Annotated in this window: 16 protein-coding genes and 1 tRNA gene; 2 read left to right on the forward strand and 15 right to left on the reverse strand. The window is 62.7% G+C overall.

Going from position 1 to position 17,076, the window contains the following annotated elements; all coding sequences use genetic code 11:
- Nucleotides 1-2: 2 nt before the first annotated feature.
- From N7573_RS05060 to N7573_RS05130, 15 genes are all read right to left on the reverse strand, one after another.
- Entirely contained in the window at nucleotides 3-1,523 is a 1,521-nt protein-coding gene (locus N7573_RS05060) for an ankyrin repeat domain-containing protein (RefSeq protein ID WP_279911877.1), read from the reverse strand.
- A gap of 701 nt (nucleotides 1,524-2,224) precedes the next feature.
- Nucleotides 2,225-3,238, reverse strand: coding sequence for a zincin-like metallopeptidase domain-containing protein (locus N7573_RS05065; protein WP_279911876.1), 1,014 nt, complete (start codon nucleotides 3,236-3,238; stop codon nucleotides 2,225-2,227).
- A 68-nt stretch (nucleotides 3,239-3,306) separates the two neighbouring features.
- Nucleotides 3,307-3,552: a hypothetical protein gene (locus tag N7573_RS05070; RefSeq protein ID WP_049433832.1), complete on the reverse strand. Its 246-nt coding sequence runs from the start codon at nucleotides 3,550-3,552 to the stop codon at nucleotides 3,307-3,309.
- Between the two features lie 62 nt (nucleotides 3,553-3,614).
- Nucleotides 3,615-5,264, reverse strand: coding sequence for a phage/plasmid primase, P4 family (locus tag N7573_RS05075; protein ID WP_279911875.1), 1,650 nt, complete (start codon nucleotides 5,262-5,264; stop codon nucleotides 3,615-3,617).
- A gap of 46 nt (nucleotides 5,265-5,310) precedes the next feature.
- The gene (locus N7573_RS05080) at nucleotides 5,311-5,481 is read right to left on the reverse strand and encodes a ribbon-helix-helix protein, CopG family (protein ID WP_279911874.1); all 171 of its coding nucleotides are present in this window, start codon (nucleotides 5,479-5,481) and stop codon (nucleotides 5,311-5,313) included.
- Nucleotides 5,482-5,980: 499 nt separating this feature from the next.
- Nucleotides 5,981-6,643, reverse strand: coding sequence for an N-6 DNA methylase (locus tag N7573_RS05085; RefSeq protein ID WP_031421652.1), 663 nt, complete (start codon nucleotides 6,641-6,643; stop codon nucleotides 5,981-5,983).
- Nucleotides 6,636-7,421, reverse strand: a complete 786-nt coding sequence (locus N7573_RS05090) for a hypothetical protein (RefSeq protein ID WP_279911873.1) — start codon at nucleotides 7,419-7,421, stop codon at nucleotides 6,636-6,638. Before N7573_RS05090 ends, N7573_RS05085 begins: the two co-directional genes overlap by 8 nt.
- On the reverse strand, nucleotides 7,414-8,085 hold the full coding sequence (locus N7573_RS05095) for a DNA N-6-adenine-methyltransferase (RefSeq protein WP_279911872.1): 672 nt from the start codon (nucleotides 8,083-8,085) through the stop codon (nucleotides 7,414-7,416). The genes N7573_RS05090 and N7573_RS05095 overlap by 8 nt, the downstream gene beginning before the upstream one ends.
- A 113-nt stretch (nucleotides 8,086-8,198) precedes the next feature.
- Nucleotides 8,199-8,735: a hypothetical protein gene (locus tag N7573_RS05100; protein WP_145513063.1), complete on the reverse strand. Its 537-nt coding sequence runs from the start codon at nucleotides 8,733-8,735 to the stop codon at nucleotides 8,199-8,201.
- Nucleotides 8,736-8,849: 114 nt separating this feature from the next.
- Nucleotides 8,850-9,098, reverse strand: a complete 249-nt coding sequence (locus N7573_RS05105) for a hypothetical protein (protein ID WP_049433835.1) — start codon at nucleotides 9,096-9,098, stop codon at nucleotides 8,850-8,852.
- A 210-nt stretch (nucleotides 9,099-9,308) separates the two neighbouring features.
- Complete coding sequence (locus N7573_RS05110; RefSeq protein ID WP_279911871.1) at nucleotides 9,309-10,280, reverse strand: hypothetical protein; 972 nt, start codon at nucleotides 10,278-10,280, stop codon at nucleotides 9,309-9,311.
- Between the two features lie 38 nt (nucleotides 10,281-10,318).
- Nucleotides 10,319-11,098, reverse strand: a complete 780-nt coding sequence (locus N7573_RS05115) for a hypothetical protein (protein ID WP_279943088.1) — start codon at nucleotides 11,096-11,098, stop codon at nucleotides 10,319-10,321.
- Nucleotides 11,099-11,235: 137 nt separating this feature from the next.
- A tRNA-Thr gene (locus tag N7573_RS05120) sits at nucleotides 11,236-11,311 on the reverse strand.
- A 50-nt stretch (nucleotides 11,312-11,361) separates the two neighbouring features.
- On the reverse strand, nucleotides 11,362-12,366 hold the full coding sequence (locus tag N7573_RS05125; protein WP_032127570.1) for a 2-hydroxyacid dehydrogenase: 1,005 nt from the start codon (nucleotides 12,364-12,366) through the stop codon (nucleotides 11,362-11,364).
- A 97-nt stretch (nucleotides 12,367-12,463) separates the two neighbouring features.
- On the reverse strand, nucleotides 12,464-15,337 hold the full coding sequence (locus tag N7573_RS05130; protein WP_279911869.1) for an autotransporter domain-containing protein: 2,874 nt from the start codon (nucleotides 15,335-15,337) through the stop codon (nucleotides 12,464-12,466).
- Nucleotides 15,338-15,593: 256 nt separating this feature from the next.
- Between N7573_RS05130 and N7573_RS05135 the strand changes: the two genes are divergently transcribed.
- Both N7573_RS05135 and N7573_RS05140 read left to right on the forward strand, forming a co-directional pair.
- Nucleotides 15,594-16,103, forward strand: a complete 510-nt coding sequence (locus N7573_RS05135) for an RNA polymerase sigma factor (RefSeq protein ID WP_029379863.1) — start codon at nucleotides 15,594-15,596, stop codon at nucleotides 16,101-16,103.
- Nucleotides 16,100-17,068: a FecR domain-containing protein gene (locus tag N7573_RS05140; protein WP_032127573.1), complete on the forward strand. Its 969-nt coding sequence runs from the start codon at nucleotides 16,100-16,102 to the stop codon at nucleotides 17,066-17,068. Before N7573_RS05135 ends, N7573_RS05140 begins: the two co-directional genes overlap by 4 nt.
- Nucleotides 17,069-17,076: the final 8 nt, after the last annotated feature.

Raw genomic sequence — 17,076 nt, forward strand, 5'->3', positions numbered from 1 at the left:
CCTTAGAAGCGCGCTCGCAAGCGAGGGGCTTCCTGGGCTTGGCCGTCCTGCCCGTGGGCCTTCATGGCCGCACCGACCTGGCGTTGGGCGTCGGCCGCAAACCCGCCTTCCGGTGGCTTCCAAGCATTGGCAGCGGGAAGAAGCTCGTCCAAGAGCTTGGATCGGTTGTGGGCTCGCAGCTCGTTCTCAGCGTTGTTCAAGAACGACTTGGTCTCTCGGTTGCTCGCAAAATCGATGGGCTTCATGCCAGGCTCGTTTCGAAAGCCGTTGACATGGTTGTCAAAGCCTTGCTCGCCGACGAGCTTACATTCTTTGTTCCAATCCGCCCCTGCGAACACCAGTTCTCGGCAGAGCTCCGTGTTTCCCTGCTTCGCCGCTTCATGGAGGACGCTGTAGCCGGCATAGTCGTTGTAAGCCCAGCCCTCGTCTCCGTCGATGTTGAACGTTCGGTTTCGACTGACCAGTTCTTCGTTGGGATCCACCTGCTCCAGCAGACGTTTGGCGTCGCCGGCCTCAATGAGTGCCACAATGTTGAACACGCGGTCTTGCGCCTCCTTCGTCTGCTCCGCCTTTTCCGCGGCCTGCTCTTCCGCTTCGGCATCCCAATACCGATCCTCGTGGTAGTAATCCCGGGTCGCATAAGGGGTTTCCCCCCTGTCGTTCTCTACGTGGTGCTGGGGAACGCCTCGCCCCACCCCATCGACCAACTCTTCCATCGCGCGCTCGTCCGCGGTATGGGCAGGAATGTTTCCCTCCATGTCTTTTGCGTCAACCTGGGCGCCGGCCAACACCAACGCCTGCACCATCTCCCCCGTTTTGACGTAATGAAGCGGGGTTCGGCCCAGCGCATCGGTGTCCCTCACACTGCCGCCCTGCCCCAACGCAGCGACAAGCTCGCTGGGCGTTTCGGCCAGGAAAATCGGGTCGGTCGCCGCATCGACGCGCTCACGCGGCGAAAAATCGTCTCGGTGGTTCCGAATACTTTCTCGATAAAGCATAGGATCATGTTTTAGCGCTGGCTCGCCATTGGAGTTCAGCGGGGAGGGATCGGCCTTGGCATCCAGCAAGCGCAGCACAACGCTTGGGTCGCTGGCCAGGTGGAGCGGGGTGTCTCCCCCGTCCGCCCGCAGATTCACGTCGGCGCCGGCATCGACAAGCATGTGGATATCGCCTTCAAGCCCTCGCTTCGCAGCGACATGCAGAGCGGATTGCCCTTGGCTCAGGGCATTGACATCCGCTCCGGCCTTCGCCAACAACGCCAAACCTTCCGCAGTACGTTTTTCGGACCAAGCGGGTTCCCTTTGGTAGGTGCTCAACAGGCGATCAAAAGGCGAACGCCCTTGTTTGTCCAACGCGTGAACATCCGCCCCAGCCGAGATGAGCAGCTCCATCTGCCACGGTTCCTGACATTTATGCAAGGCGGAATCGCCGCGCGAGTCGCGATACCCTTTCACATCGGCGCCGTCTTCGATGGCCTGCCTCACCTCATCCTCGAAGCGCCCCTTCAGGTCAACGAAGGTCAAAGCATTCCCTAACCGATCCGTTGCCTCATCGTTGAACGATGGGGGCGCACTCTGCGATCCCAACCGGGTCCGACTAAAAGATGGGATCGCCCCCTGGGCCTGCAGAGCGCTCTGTTGACCCGACCGAGTCCGATTGGAAGAGGGGATCATCTGAGGACGTTCACCGGGTGAAACGTTTACCGGCTCCACTGAAGCCACTGGCCGCTGGTTTGAACCATCCAAGCGTTCCCGGACGGGGGGTTCAGGCGGCTCAGAAGAAGCCACGCTTGGTAGTTCCGTGTCCTTTTGACGGATGAAGGGTCGAAGTAGATTTGAAAAGACGTTGCCAGCCATGGTTCCTCCGCTTGGTGAGTGATACTCATGTCTTAACAAAGAAAGGGGGATGCGCAAGGGGCCGCAAAGAGAAAAGGGGTGGCTTTCGCCACCCCTCTCAATCCAGCGCAAGAAGCTCAAGAAACAACATGGCGCTTAGTTAGTGATTTCTCAGGTCGGTTAACTAAGCATTCTTTCCACCCCGACGACGGCAATCGTCGGAAACCAAGGATTCTAACAACAGCAAGGATAACCACCCAACCACCCTCTAACCGCTCACCCTCAGAAAGTTATCAGTTAGAAGGAGAAGGAATCGGACCACAGCCGGGACTTGCCCCGACACATTCATTTCTAACTCGAAACCTCTAAAGGTCAATCCCCCACCTGCGTTAAGCAACCTGGCGTTCCTTGCGTCGCGATGGATACCTTCGGCCGGCTTCCGCCTTTCGCCCCTGCTCCATGCCCTGCTCCTTCTTGACCTGGGGCAGCGGCTCACGCTCGAACGTCGGGATGTCGAGGAAGGTCATGACCTTCTCCGCTTGGCTGGCTGCGCGGAACAGGGTCCTGGGGTCGTCGGCGAGGGCCTTCATCCAAGACTGCAGGTAGGCGGCGTGCTGCTCTTCGTGCTCCTTGCCCGGGGCAATCCCCAGGCGCTCGGAAATGAAAAGGCTGGACAGCTCTGCCACCAGTTCCTCCTTGGCATACCCCTCCGTCCCGAATCGCCCGGTTAGATCGCGGTCGAGCCGGTGCTTGGCCCCGGTCCAATGGGCCAGTTCGTGGAGCACGGTTGACGCATAACTAATCGGATCTTGAAAGCTGCCGGCTTTCGGAACGTGGATGCTGTCGGTAGCAACGGAGTAGAAGGCCCTGTTCCCGCCATCGTGATGAAGTTTTGGTTGGTGCTTGTCCAACAACTCCCGCACACGCAGGTTGCGGATCGACTCGGGCATGATGAAGGGCGGCGGGGGCTCGGGCATACCGTCCATTTGGCTGGCGTTGAACACCGTGGCGACGAACACCGATGGTCCCTGGTATCGGCTGTTCTCTTCGCCTTCGGTCAACGGCTCGGCATCGTCTTTGGCCTTGCCCGTCTTGCTGAAATCCCAGTAGGCGATCTGCTGCCCCTTCTCGCCGCGCTTGACTTGGGCCCCAATGCTTTCTGCCTGCCGGTAGGTCAGCCAGCGATTGTCGTTGTAGCCATGGGCCATCTGCGCCCCGAGAAGGATCAGTGTGTTCGAGCCCCTATAGGACTTGCCCGAGGTTGGATTCCACGGCCCGTTGATCGAGCCGTTCTGCGGGGCGTCGGGGTCGTTCCAGGGCCGGCGCCAGGGGATGGTGCCCTGCTTCATGAGGTCAAGCATCCGCTCGGCGGTGGCTTGGATGAGATCGGAATACTTGGACATGGGGTGGTTGCCTCAAATCTTTTTCAACCTCCTGCGCCTCCAAGCGGGTGGTTGTGGGTGGGGTCGGGTCAGAACTCGATATGAAGGGTCAGACTCTTGCGGTGATACAACGCTCGCCGCACCAGCTCGGCGATTTCGTCCTCGCTGCGCAATCCCTGGTCGCCGTCTTTTCCCAGACGGACATGGAGACCAAACCCGCTCTGCACGAGCAAGTATTGCGGGTCCGCTTCCGGTGTCTCTGGGCTCTCTAGATCGGCCAGGCTGATGGCCGATTCGGGGAACGCGTCGTCGGGGATGTGGTTGGGCGATGGCATGGGGGCTCCGTTTTGGTTTGGATACCCCTTTGCAATAGCGCAACGTCGCCGGTTGTAAAGGCCTACGCGGCTTCAGCCATCGGTGCGCCCGACAGGAGGTCGATGGCTTCCATGGCCTCTTTGCTCAGAGGGTCACCCAACCGAACCTCCTCGTCCGGGATGGACTGGGGAGCCCCGCCCTCCAGGCGCGGCTTCAATCCCCCCACGCGCAGGTTGACCCAGCGCTCGGCCTTCGATCCCTTCGTCGCCTTCTTCTGCTTCTGCTGGAGCCCCGGCATCCGTTCGCGCATCCGCTTCCAAAGCTCTTCAGCACCCACCGGCTTGCGGCCCAGCTCATCCAGAACGTAGTTTCGGTAGTCTGCATAGATGTCGTTCTTGTCGGTCCACGTGCCTTCTTCTTCGATGACCATGCGCTCGGCGAAATAAGATGCCGTGGTGTCCGTCTCGTGCCGGGTCTGCTCGGCCAGCGCTTTGACGGCCTCGGGCATTTCCTCGGGCAGGCCGCCACGCTCAATGAGGCGCATGGCCCCCTCCAGCAGCCAGTCGATGATCACGGCCATTTCCGCCGGGTCCTCGGTCAGCTTCTTGTGGAAGTCCGGATCGCGGTCCTTGTCGTTCTCGGCCAGGCGCACATTGAACGGGATCATGCAAATCTTTCGCCAGAAGCCGTGTTCGTGACTCGTCACCGAGAACATGGCGTTCAGTGCCAGGAAGAGCGTGCCGCGCGGCACCGTGGTGTAGGCATCTTTGCCCTTGTTCTCCGCTGACATGGGATCGCGCGAGATAAGCGCCTTCAAGACCTGCTGGATAGGATCGGAGAGGACCTTGGGCGCCTCTGTCGCCAGATAAAGAGTCTTGGAAGCGAGAGGTGCCATGGCGAACTGCCCATCCAGCTTGTCGATGCGGACCGCAGTGTTCTTGGGGTGGATGGCTCGCAGGACGTGAAGCAAGGTGCTCTTGCCGTTGCTGCCGCTTCCCAGCAACAGGAAGGCTTTTTCCAGGCACATCGGCATGACCGACGACGCCATGGCTTCTTGAAGCAACCCTCGCACGGCCATGTCAGGCATGAAGCGATCCAGATATTTGGCCCACCGCGACTTGGGGTCCAACGGCTTGGGGGTGTAACGACCCGACTTCACCTGGTCCAGGTTGAGCTTCGCTGGAACAAGAGATGTGATCCCGTGTTTGGGGTCGGCCGGCAGGTATTCGATGTAGGCCTTCTTGTTAGCGTCCTTGAGGATCTCCAGGTAACCGCCCTTCAGCGGCACGATGGCCCGATGCTGGCTTTCAGGCAACTTCATGCCAGGCAAGCGGATCATTTCGAGCATGGCCGTCTTGACGCAGCTGGTTGCGCTGCTCTGCTTGGCGTCCTCCGGGGCGTGCTTGCGCATCCAGTCCAACGCGTGGGCTTCTACTTCCCGGGTGGCTTGCAGGGCCCAGATGCCTTCGGACTCATCCCACTGATACAGGGAAACGTCGATCTCGCCGTTGTCCATCTTGCCGCCGATGCGAAACTGGTTGCCGCGGCGCATATCGTCGGCATAGGCCAGCTCAAACGAGAGGTCTTCCCCGATCACACCCAGGCCATCCGTGGCGTCGTTGGGATTGGCTTCGGCCCCAAAGGCCTTGCCCTTTTTCTTCGGAGCCTGATCAACGGCGTCGCCATTGGCCTCCCCGCCCTTGACAGGGCCAGTCTTCGACTTACTCTTCATGTTGTAATCCCTAGTTGTGAACGCCCCGGTTCGCACCCGGGGTTTTTTATGCCGCTTGACTGGGGCGATGCACCCACTCTTGAAGCGCCTGACGCATGGCCTCGGAAGAGGTTTGCCCACGGGCCACCGCCGTCTCCTCCACCAACGCCTTAAAACTTTTGCTGACCCGGGCCTTCAACAACTCATCCCGTGCGGTCTTTTCGCGTTTCGTCTTCACTGCCTGCTCCGTTTCTTGATTTGTGGTCCTGTTGTGGCCACAAATCCATCTAAGCAGGCTTTACGGAACTGGCAAGGGCTCGCGCCAACGGATGTTCGTTTCTGCTTTTGATGCTCCAGAAACACTTGAAAGTGTGAAATACCTCAAGCATCAGCCTTGGAGGTAACAAGTGCTTGTTACCCACTTGTTACCCTTCAAACCCTTATGTTTACTGGGGGTAACAGGTGGTAACAAGGTAACAAGTGGTTTAAGAGATCCACGCAAGAAAAATCCACTCACCGCTCACAACATCCATGCATACATCCATCGGGAGCTCGCGATCCACCCGTTACCCTGTTACCCCTTGTTACCTCCTTATGGGACAAGGCTTTCACGGGTAACAAGGGGGTAACAGGTGCTTGTTACCTGTTAGGAAAAACAAGAGCAAAAGCGGCTTGAAGCAAGAGCCGGCGGCTGCTCGCCGCCGAGTCTTGAAGAGGGAAAGGCGGGCCTCCGGCCTCTACTCGTAGAGGTGGAAGTGGGACCAAAACCCGGGGCGCCTGGGACCGATCAGTTCGTTCCCCACCGTGACTTTGACCGCCCCAAGCGGCAAGAAATGAAACGTTTGATTCGCGTGGATCTGCAAAGCCGTCATCGCTGCGCACAACGGATCGATGTCCCCCGCCAGCACCAGGATTTTTTCGCTTGGAAGGTGTTTCAGTTGACTCCTGATCGCGGCAAGGGCAAGCGAACCAGCGCCGCAACAGCTGTCGTAGACCTTGGCTCCGCTCCCACCAGGCCGATGCCTGGTGGCAAGGGCTTGAACCAGATCGAGAAGATCGCCGGGAGTGAAAGACTGACCCAGCCCTTCTCCACCCTTCCTGGCCAGCAGCTCGGCATGGACCCGTCCCAGGACATCGTCAAACGGCCTGCTTGCGAAGACCGCTTTGATGTAAGCGTTGATGGCTGCTACCACTTCAGGCGCTTCTTCGACATTTTTTTTCAAGGGTCCAAAAGCAAGGACTTTGGTGTCGAGGTGACCCTTGGTGTCTGCGTGGATATGTGCCATTGACATCAGTGCGTGCTGAACGAACGTTTCGAATGCAACCCGCGGATTCCACGGCTTGCCAGGAGTGGAAGGAATGGCGCGGATGGCCTTCACAAGCGCAGTGACCTCATTCATTGTTGGCCGCCCCCATGTCAGCGCCCGTCACCCGGTTGGCCTTCTCGAGCCGGATCTCCTCATCCATGGCGATGAACCGATCTCGCGTGAGAGACCAAAACACCACCCGCGTTTCCAGGTATTGAGTGATGATGTCTTTGCACTCGACCACCACGCTCCCGATGGGCATCCTCCAAATCACCTGGTTTGACAGCAGTTGCAGGGCTGTAATCGCCGAGCACAACGGATCGCGGTCATTCGCTTTCACGGTAAGCCCCAGAAGGGCCTTCGGATCGTTCCTGACCAGTTCGTGAAGCTTCGCAAGCAACAGCGTGCCGGCTCCGCAGGTGGGGTCACCCATGGACCACTTGTCTTTTTGAGGAGTTGGAGCAAAGGCAGTCAGCGCCCTCGCAAAGTCCCAAGGGGTGAAATATTGAGCGTCGTTTTTATTCCCATTCCCCACGAACTCTCCAAAGAGCTGCCCCAGGATGCATTCGAACGGCTCGAAGGTTTCCACTGCGCCCCCATAGGCCTGGCCCGCCTCGAGGCACCAATCCTCGGTCCCATCCACATCGGTCCCAAGCAGCGTCAAGTCGCACCAGGGAGCCAAAGGCCCACCTCGCCCGACGGCCAACTCCGCCTGCTTGAGCACGAGAACCTTCAGCGCAAGCGCGGTGAACTTGCGCATCTTTTCCCTGGGCGATTCCCCGGGGATGGCTTGGATAGCCTTCAACAACCGCTGGTAAGCATTGTTGCGGCGGGAGGTCGGCTTGGCTTTCTTCGGAGTGCGCTTATTCATCGTTAGCCGCCCCCACGTCAGCGCCCGCCACCCGGCTCACGTGGGCCATGTCGAGGTAGGTTCCGCGAATCAGGCCAGACTCCACCCCCCGCTTGAGCCTGCGCGCGGCTGCAGCACCGTAGCCGATGAACACCGATCCCGCCGGGCAACTCGTGCCCAGGGTCCCATCCGGGCGGCAGAACGACAGACGCCCCTTCGTGAACACCACCGCTGAAACGCTGGGGTGGTTGAGCACCGACTCCTGCATCCAGCTCGTTTCCATCCGCGCCAGCACAAGGGCAATCCCGTTGCCATGCTCGGCGGCCTTCTCCATCCAGCGGTGCTGGCTGGTCGGGCTGTTCTTGTGCCCGCCGTAGGGCGGATTCATCCACACAAACGCCGACTTTGGCCAGGGCGTCTTGAGCCCGTCGTCGCTGGGCTTCAGCATCCGGGTGGCCGTGCGCCAGGGCATGCCCTGCTGCGGGATGCAGGGATCCAGGTCAAACGGACCCAGGCCGTGGACGATCTCCGGCGGGGTGAGCCAGGTTTCGGTCGTGATGCCTTCCGGCGCCCGGTCGTAACCAACGTTGTTGGCGACGGCGAGCGAAAGCCTGGTCTGCTTGGGCTTCTTCGCGGGCTTCTTCGGCTTGGTCGAAACAGGGAGGGGGCGAGCAACAGCGTTCATGGGAAATCTCCAGGTTTGAAGGGCTTTTAGGCAAAGCTCCGCCAGCACGGCTGGTCAGCCGCGTCGCGAAAGGGTTTGGGGTTGGGCCTCAGATGACTGCCAGGCCTCGACAGTTACAGCTCTAGTTCGATGTGCTCGGCAATGGCTTCAAGCGTCTCTTCATCGACGCGAAAGGCATACAGGTTTCCTCCCAACGTAAACTCGACGTCGTCGTAAAAGGTCACTCCCCACACCTGCCACCGCGTGGCATTGAGCTGCACCGCGTCAAGCTTGCGAAACTTCTCCAGCGCTTCAGATTTGGTCGCCGCAGCAATCGCATAGCTTTTGGTCGCCAACCCGTCCCCCGTCAACTCCACACATCCCTCTTTTTGATCGGGATGCTGGATCGCAGGAAACTCCAAGAGAGCTGCACGCCTGCGGGAAAGTACGACCCGCGGCACCTCTTCCGCGATGGCATCGCCCTCCGAGCAACTGATGCGCGTCTCGATCCGATTCAGATCAAAGAAAGTCATCAATGCGTCCGCGGCTTCTTGGGGATCGATGCGATCCATCAGCGCTTCAGCACTTTCAATGCTCCGAGCGTGGCTGGGCAGCAATGCGGTGACGTCAAGAGAAGCGGTGATGTGAAAGGTAAAGATCTGCTGCGTCATGTCGATTCCTTGGTTTGGACAAAGCTCCGCCAGCACGGCTGGTCAGCCGCGTTTCGCGAACGTTTTTTTTTGGGGTTCGGCCAGACTGACCAGGTTTACTGCTGCGCTGCTGGCTTAGCCGTTGGCGGCGTCTTCGATGTCCAGGAAGCTGTTCAGCGTTGCCAGCTGCAAGGTGAGCACTTGGTCGGGGGGTACGCCCCGCAGGTCGCGGTTGGGCACGATGACCGACGTGCTGGTGTCGGCGGCAAGCAGGCCCAATGCGTGGGGCAGAACGTCGGCCAAGGCGTCGGCGAGGACCTGCGGGGTTACGTTAGAGAACTGGTTAGAGAGCGAGGGGTCGAGCGAGAGGATGAGCGGTTGCATGACTGTCTCCGTGCTGGTGTGGCTCCATTTTCCAGTCACGATCCGCGCGCTTCGATGCCCTAAGAGGGCCTCCCCTCTTGGACCTGAATCCTCATTCATCCAGCCACGCTGGGGCGGCGGCGGAAGCCGCTGCCTCCCCGCTTTTATCTCTCCACGACCGAGCCGGCGGGCAGCCGGCGAGACAGGGGCGTTGCGCCCCTGAAGGACCGTCTAAAAGGGCGTTCCCTTTCTGCTCGGGGCAGGGGCGGGAAGCGAGACGTCCAGCAGCTCCGCCCTCGCTTCGTTGCGGGCCGTGAGTGCCATCTTGGCGTCCTTCAGTCGCTCTGCTTCGCGCGCTTTCAGCACCATGGCTGGCGCGGCCTGCGGGTCCTCTTCGGCATCGAATGCAGCCCGGGCTTCCGATGCGTCTTTGATGGCCAGGGATTCCTCCCACGCCATGTAGTCGGAAACGGCACCCAGCCAGTCCTTGTGGCATTGGAGCAACGCGTCTTTCAGTGCGGGCTGTGCCCAAGGCATGCCGAACGCGTCGGCCAGTCCGCACTTCTCGACCTCGAGTTTGAAGTAGTTGTGTTGATCAACCTCAGCGATGCTCTTGCCTCGGAAGAACATCCGAAGGTGATCCTTCGCGCCCAAGGTTTGACCAGGTCTCACCGACGCCACCACCCGCTCGCCTCGCTCATCGACCCCAATCGTGAGCAGGAGGTCGCCATTGAGCTGCTCTCGAAACGTCGCCAAGCCTTCTGGCAACGTTCGCGTGGCCCCCAAGAGATGGCCTGGCTCCCTCGCGTCCCGCCATGGGCGGCCGCTCGGACGGTTTTTCTCGTCCTCAGCGGCGTCAATAAGATCCACCAGCGATATGGCGGCATGGGTGCGTGCCTGCCCCGGTTTGTCCACGACCACGCCCGTCTTTCGAGCCCACGCGTTGAAGGCTTCGTAGGTCATGTTCAGCAGGCCCGCGGCCTCGGCGGCGGTCCATGTGTCCGTCCGCACCGCCTTCCGCTTGCCGGCCGCCAGCTCCTGGCGCTGCTTTCTCTCAACGGCCAGTTCGTTGTCGAGCACGCGCATCAGCTTCCCCCATGGCACGCCCCACCCGCCCGCGAACGTGTCGTCCGCGTGCCCGTAGCGGTCGGCATAGCGACGGATCAGCGCCGCTTCGGTCTTTGCTTTTGAATCAAACGACATGCTTGGCAACCATCAGTATCTGAGGGGACTGCAGATGCTTAGAAGCGGAACGGCGTGCGAGTGATTGGACCCGCCGCGGGCGGCAGGCCTTCGTCCAAGCCTTGAGCACGGGCTTGGTTGCGGACCTCGCTCCACGCCGCCTGGAACGCGGACTGTGCCGCCTCCATTGCGTCATCGAATCGCTCGCGCGCCTCCATGCTGACCCAGGGCTCCAGCAGGGCGTCGACCAAGGGGGCCTCCCAGATTTCGCCCATTTCCAAGGCCCTGTCGCGCTCTTCGATGGGCAGCAGTTGCACATGGCCCACCAAACGCCCGTCCTGCCGCACCCAGGGCTGAAGCTCGGCGAAGCAGTCGGCGGGCGTTGCGGTCAGCGCAGGGCGCTGCTGAGGCTGCCCCAGCACGGCCAGCACCTCGCCCCAAAACTCCGCTGCATCAAAGGTGGTCAATGCAAAGGCCAAGGACGTCATGTCGGCCAGTGCCATGTGCTTGGCCCGGTCAGGAACCCGCCCCCCCTTACGCGGCACGATGGGGTTGGCACGGGTGACCGTGTGCCGGGTTGGCAGTGACTTGGGGGTGGCCTGCCCGGCCGCGTCGGTGTCTGTGAGCCCGTCGAGCGCCTCGGCGAGCGCGGTCACCGGGACCAGCCAACTGCCGCCCAGCTTGCGCAGGCCCGGAACGATGACGCCGGCCGCCAGTTGCTCGCGGGTCTGCTCGTAGCCGCCGGCCCCCGTTCGGTTGAGCACCCGCGCCACGTCCTCGACCGACAAGAGCGGCTTGTCGGGGAACATGGCGCGCAGGATGGGCAGCATTCCGGTCATGGGCTGGGGAAAAAGTGGGGAAAAACGATCCCTGGAAATCCCTGTTTTTCCCGGGATGGACCGGGGGAGGCAAGAAAAAGGGGCTGGTCGGAAATCCGGCCAACCCCTTAATTTTAAGCTAATTTGAAGCTTGAACCTGGTGCCGGAAACAGGAGTCGAACCTGCGACCTACGCATTACGAATGCGCCGCTCTACCAACTGAGCTATTCCGGCGGAGCCCGCGATTTTACGGGCTGGGCGCCCCGGCGGTCAATCCATCCGGCTCAGCCCGCCTCTACCCGGTTGGCGCACACCCGCCCGGCCACGAAATCCTGCAGATTCCCCAGCGTGATCGCCGAGATCTCCTGCAGCGCCTCCACGGTGAAGAAGCCCTGGTGGCCGGTCACCAGCACATTCGGGAAGGTCATCAGGCGCTGGAAGGCCTCGTCGTCGATGATCTCGCCAGACAGGTCCTGGAAGAACAGCGCGCTTTCCTGCTCGTACACGTCGATGGCCAGATGACCCAGCCGGCGCGACTTCAGCGCGCGGATCACGGCATGGGTATCGACCAGTGCGCCGCGCGACGTATTGACCAGCATCGCGCCCGGCTTCATCCGCGCCAGTGATGCATCATTGATCAGGTGATGAGTCTCAGGCGTCAGCGGGCAATGCAGCGACACGATGTCGGCACGCGCCAGCAGTTCATCCAGCCCGACCATTTCGCCGATACCGCCGAACGCGGGTGACGGATAAGGATCGTGCCCCAGCACGGTGCAGCCCATGCCGTTGAAGATGCGCGCGGTGGCCAGCCCGATCTTGCCGGTACCCACAATGCCAACCGTGCGGCCATGCAAGGTGCGCCCGAGCAGGCCATCCAGCATGAAGTTGCCCTCGCGCACGCGGTTGTAGGCGCGATGGGTCTGCCGGTTGAGGGTCATCACCAGCGCCAACGCATGCTCGGCCACCGCCTCCGGGGAATAGGCCGGTACGCGTGCGACGAACAGATCCAGCGCTTTCGCGGCAGCCAGGTCCACATTGTTGAAGCCGGCACAGCGCAGCAGTACGGCCCGCACGCCCATCGCATGCAGGGCGTGCAGCACCGGCGCATCCAGGCGGTCGTTGACGAACACGCATACGGCTGCGCAATCCTGCGCCAGCGCGGCCGTGTGCACGTCCAGCGCCACATCGAAGTACACGAACGCAAAGCCGTCCCCAGCCGCATCGCGCTGGTTCGCCTCATCCAGGAAACGACGGTCGTAGGGACGGGCACTGAAGACGGCGATCTGCATGGACGGGCCTGGGTGGAATGGCATACCGACCATACCGCAGCAGCACCCGCGTTGGGATGGCACCGGCGATGCCGTCATCGCCGGTGCCGGGCGTCACTTAGAACTTGTAGCCCAGGCCCAGCATCACGCCGTTCTGGATCTGCCCGTCGCGGCGCTCACCCACGTAATCGGCCATGATCGACAGGCGCTCGCTGGCGCGACTGGTCACGCCCACGTTCCAGGCCAGCACCTGCTCGCCCACCGCCTGGCTGCTGGCGCCGAACACCAGATCCGGTGCCGCGGCGAAGCCGGTGCTGTAGCGGGCCTGCGAATCGCCCAGTTCCTTCTGCCAGACCACCCGGGCGCGCGGGGTGATGCGCTCGCCGTTGTTGCCTTCGAAGGTCTTGAACAGCTGCAGGCCCGCACCCACGCGGATGCTCTCCAGGCTGCCGCTGCGGCCAACCAGCGCACCGGCGCCCTGCCCTTCGTTGAAGCGGGTGGCCGAGGTGCGCGCGTAGTCCACCACCGGCAGCAACGGCTGGATCACCAGGCCCTTGGCGGTGGTGAAGGAGAACGCATGTTCCACCCGTGCGGAGATCGCATCGTTGCTGTACTTGGCGCGCAGTGGCTGCTGCAGGCCATCGATGCCGTTGATGCTGCGACGCGTATCGTGGCGCAGATCGGTGTAGCGCACGGCCGCCGACAGATAGCCGCGCGCGTACGTCGCATCGAGGTAGCCGCCCACGTCCAGCGCACGCACGTCACCAGTGAAACCAGAGCCATCGCTGGCCTTGGTCGACATGTCCGCCGCGGCCACGCTGACGCCCAGGGTCACGCGGTCATCGGCCACGCGGGTATCGGCACCGACCACGATGCCACCGATGGTGTGGCTCAGGCCGGCCACGCCACCGTCAGCATCGATGCGACCATGGCTGGCGAAACCACGTGCCCAGATGCCGTGGCTGCGTCCAGCATCAGCGCTGCCCGCAACGCTGCCCGACGCCGGCTCGACCAGGTGCATCGCCAGCTGGTTGAACAGGCTGCCATGGCGCATGCCCGGCTGGGAGGAGACCGACTGCGCCACCTGCGAGGCCAGGCCATCGGCATCACCGCCGCTGCGCATGGCCGACTGGTGCTGCTGCACGACGTTGCCGATGCTGCCCACCAGCGCGGTGTCGGCCAGTCGCAGGCTGGCGTGCGCATCACCGCGCAGGGCACCGGCCTGTTGTGCGATCACATCGCGGTCGGCGAACTGCAGTGCGCCCAGCAGCGATCTCAGTCCCTTGTCCTGGCGATCGGAGGCGGTCGCCAGCGCGCGGCCCAGGCCGTCGCCGGACGTACCGTTGGCAAACAGGCCCAGCTGGTCAAAGCCCGGGTTGGCGGTCAGCCACAGGCCATCGGCCGTCTGCTTCACGTTGAAGCTGAGCAGTGAATTGTGGCGCGGGCGGAACACTTCACCAGCAGTGATGCTGGCACTGTATCCGGCGTCCCCCAGCCGCACGACATCCTGGAAGCCCCCCTGGTAGATCGGCCCTTCCACCAGATCGCGGCGGTAGGCACCGGCATAGAAGCCCTGGGCCACATTCAACGCAAGGTGTGCGCCCTGCGCGATCACCAGCGCGCCCTCCTCGGTGCCGCCGTCGTAGAAGCTGCCGACGCGCAGGCGGCCACTGCCGGTACCACCGGCTTCGGTAACATCAAACAGCACCTGGCCGCCGGGCATGATGTTGACGTAGCCGTGGGTCACCAGATCCCCACCGCGCGGCATCAGCGTGCCGAACACGCGCAGGCGGTTGAAGCCATCTTCGCGGTAGGACGGGCCGGTGCCATCCAGCAGCGCATCGCTGTCGGTGCCGACCGATGCGATATCACCGTGGCCAACCACGATGCTGCCCGGCATCACCCGCAGCTCGGGGGTGCGCAGCGCACCACCCTCCAGTGCGATGGTGCCGTTGTCCACCAGAATGAAATCGGCGCCGGTGGTTTCAGCGGTGCGCCAGGTGGCGCCATTGCTGACACGGATCACGCCGGCGGAGTTGGCCAGGGTCGAGGCATCCAGATCGGCCAGCCGCAGCTGGCCGCGCAGTTCATCCTGGAGGTCGGGGTCGGCGAGCAGCTGCTGCAACGACTGCGCGCCGATACCGTTCGCCCCCCGCGTGGAGAAGTTGTACAGGCTCACCGCATAGTTGATGTAGGTGCTGGCCCAGTCGGTATTCCAGCGCGCGAAATCGTCGTCGACGAAGGCCTGCAGCTGGCGCGCGGTGCGCAGGTAGCCCGGGTTGATGTCGCCGCTGACGTTGCTGGTGACACGAAGGGTGTCACCCGGATCGCGATAGCCCGCCGTGTTGATGATGCTGTTGCTGCGGATGTCCTGGCCCGGGAATGACTCCAGCTTGCTCCCACTGCCATCCGGATCGAAGGTAACCGACGTACCCGTGGTACGCGCCGGGTCGCGGAATACCAGCAGGCCATTGGGCTGCACCACTTCATACATGGCCTTGTGCAACAGGCCCGCATCCATGCCACCGCCGTAGTTGCCTGTGTAGATCTGGGTCATGCGCGGCGACGGCGCATAGGTGATCCTGCCACCACTGCTGGCGGCATGGATCTGCACCGAGTCGACCAGCGGCAGATCGCCGCCGAGGTAACGGTTGACGCCACCGGACTGCATGATCGAGCAGGACGAAATGCAGTGGCCGGACACGATGGTGTCCAGGCCCTGGGTACGGATCACCGCCTGCAGCCACTCGCCGGCAATCAGCGCGCCACCGTTGGACGTTCGCAGCACGACTTCGCGGATCGGACGGCCTTCAGCCTGCGCCTTGGCCAGCAGTGCGGGCAGCGCCACCACATCGGCGACGGTGACGCCGCCGCTGAGGAAGACGCGATCGTCCTGCACGTGATAATTCATTGCCATGACGTCATCCACCACGGATATGGCGCCAACGCTCATCAGCCCGGCCAGGGCCAGGCTCAACTTCGAATACTTCATGCGTTCTCTCTCTCCACCCGCAACACGCGGGTAGAACGATCAACGCCGCAGCGGGGCGATCTCCCCCAGTGGAACGGATCCTGAAAAATGAATACATTCACAATGAGAATCCGATCGATGCACACTCTTCCCCATCCGGTCATCGTCGCGTAAAACTCGATGACGCATTCGCCACCGACAGTCGAGGCCAGCCCTGTCCACCCCGTCTCCCCTGATCCATCGCGCGCCGGAGCCGCCCGCACCTGCGGATGCCTTCATCGCGTTCGTACGTGAAGAGCGCGCACCGCTGTGCGCGTTCCTGCGCACGCGGGGGGTCGGGCCTGAGGATGCGGAGGATATCGCGCAGGACTGCATGGAACGGCTGATCCGCTATCGCGCACAGGGCCCGGACGAACTGCGCCTGCTGCTGTATCGTATCGCCCGCAACCGCCTGGCAGACCGCGGCCGCTCGCCGCAGTCGCGGCCGCATCTGCCGCTGGCCGAACACGATGGCAGCGACGAACCGTCCAGTTCCTCGCCCGATCCATTGCGCCAGGCCGAGTCAGGGCAGATGCTGTCCCTGCTGCGGCAGGCCCTGTTCAAGCTGCCCGAACGCGCACGCGAGGTCTATCTGCTCAACCGCATCACCGGCATGAGCTACACGCAGATCGCGCGGCATTGTGGAATTACTGCCAAGACCGTGGAAAAACATATCGCCCGGGCCCTGCAGGGCCTGCGTCAGGAGTTGGGATCGGATCCGCTGCACAACGACAGGGACGGCCAATGAGTGGCACCCCGCACAGGGATGATGCACAGCTGTTTGAACGCGCCAGCGCCTGGGTAGCCCGCCTGGAAGCCCCGGACTGCACATCGGCCGAACGCGAAACGTTCGAGGACTGGCTGGCCGAAGATCCGGCCCACGTCAAAGCCTGGGTGCAGGCCGAAACCCTGTTCCAGCAGGGTGCGGAGCTTGCGGCTGACCCCTGGCTGCGCACCGCCGCGGCACGGGCGGCGCGTCCGCCGCGCCGGCGCTGGTTGCCGGGCGTGGCCGCTGCCGCCGGTGTCTGCATGGCGATCGGCATCGGCTGGATGGTTGCCGTCGACGGCAACCCGACGCCACAGGTCTACGCCAATGATTCGCACCAGGCACAGCAGCAGACGCTGGCCGATGGCAGCGTCGCCATGCTGGATGCCGGCACCACCCTCCGCGCCCGCTTCGGCTGGCGCCATCGTGATCTGGTGCTGGAGCGGGGTCGGCTGCAACTGCAGGTCGCACCGTCGAACAAGGCGCTGCAGCTGCACGCCGGCGGCAGTACGATCCGCGACATCGGCACGACCTTCCAGGTGGAACGCCTGCGCGATGGTCTGGTCGAGGTCGCGCTGCTGGAAGGTGCCGTGGAAGTCAGCAACGGCGCAGCGCAGCACACGCTGGCACCCGGCCAACAGCTGCAGGTATTGCCCTCCGGCCGTATCCAGCCGGGCCCTGCCCTCTCGTCCAACGCAGCCGCTGAAGGCTGGCTGCGTGGGCAACTGGTGTTCGATGCCACGCCACTGTCGATCGTGGTCGAGCGCATGAACCGTTATGGCCGCACGCCACTGGTGATCGTCGATCCGGAGATCACCGACCTGGCTGTAAGCGGCACCTTCCGCGCCGGTGATGCACAGGAGCTGCTGTCGGCGCTGGAACTGGGTTGGTCCGTGGCTGGCCAGACGCGTCCGGATGGCGCGCTGGAACTGCGCCGCACCTACTGAGGAGACCG

This window comes from Stenotrophomonas sp. GD04054 (genome assembly GCF_029836955.1).
GTDB classification, from domain to species: Bacteria; Pseudomonadota; Gammaproteobacteria; order Xanthomonadales; family Xanthomonadaceae; genus Stenotrophomonas; species Stenotrophomonas maltophilia_A.